This is a genomic window from Bacillus sp. JJ1764, assembly GCF_036962145.1.
Classification (GTDB): Bacteria; Bacillota; Bacilli; order Bacillales; family Cytobacillaceae; genus Neobacillus.
Genome location: NZ_JBALNY010000078.1, coordinates 18,397 through 19,271 on the forward strand (window position 1 = coordinate 18,397; position 875 = coordinate 19,271).

Here is an 875-nt window from a genome sequence, read left to right on the forward strand (position 1 = left end):
TGCGGAGTATAAACTGGGTTTGGACCGTCATCGAAGGTAAATGCCACTTCCGTTGAAGAACCCTTACGCTTAATCACTCCGATTCCAAAGACCCGAGTTATTAAATAAGGAACAAACCAATAGAAGATAAGAATAATACCTATTAGAAAAATGATTTTTATCATCTTCACTTTTCTCCTTTAACATCCCATTTTCTTTTTAAAACAAGACTTAATATAGACGTTAAGATCAGCAGTCCTCCTCCAAGCATAAATGGAAGTAATCTTCCATGACGTACACCTGCAAAGAGGCTGCTCACCGAAATTGTATACGGCAAGATACCCAAGGCTGTTGTCCAAAGAAATGCCCTTCTATTTACTCCCAAAATTCCCGAGGCATAATTGATAAAATGGTAAGGAACTAATGGGATAAATCGGATGATCAACAGCCCGATTTCTCCTTGTTTGTCCAGCCAACGAGCTACTTTTACCAAATAAGGTTTTGCCAACGGTTCAATCAGCGGACGGGCAATCCATTTTGACAGTTGATAGGCAAGAACAGCTCCAAAGATCCCGCCAATCCAAGAATAGATGCCACCGGCTACTGGGCCATAGATTTCAATTAAAAATAGCGAGACAAATTCACCCGGTGCCGGTATGACATTTACCAAGGTTTGAATGATAATACCCAAGATTACTCCGAAAATGCCCAGATGACGAATCGTTTCAAGCCATCCTTTTGCCGTTCCTGTATGGACAAAATACAAATACATCCCTGTTAGAAATAAAAAAAGAATCAAGGTTACAATCGAAATTGTTTTCGCTATGGGCTGCTGTTCTTTGGATGAGATTAATTCCATATTTCACCTTCCTATTTACTTAGGCTCTGTTAAACTT

1 protein-coding gene is annotated in these 875 nt (G+C 39.7%); it reads right to left on the reverse strand.

Going from position 1 to position 875, the window contains the following annotated elements; translation table 11 throughout:
* Positions 1-166 precede the first annotated feature (166 nt).
* A complete protein-coding gene (locus tag V7083_RS12360; RefSeq protein ID WP_335478108.1) occupies positions 167-838 on the reverse strand; it encodes a TVP38/TMEM64 family protein in 672 nt (223 codons plus the stop codon).
* Between the last annotated feature and the right edge of the window lie 37 nt (positions 839-875).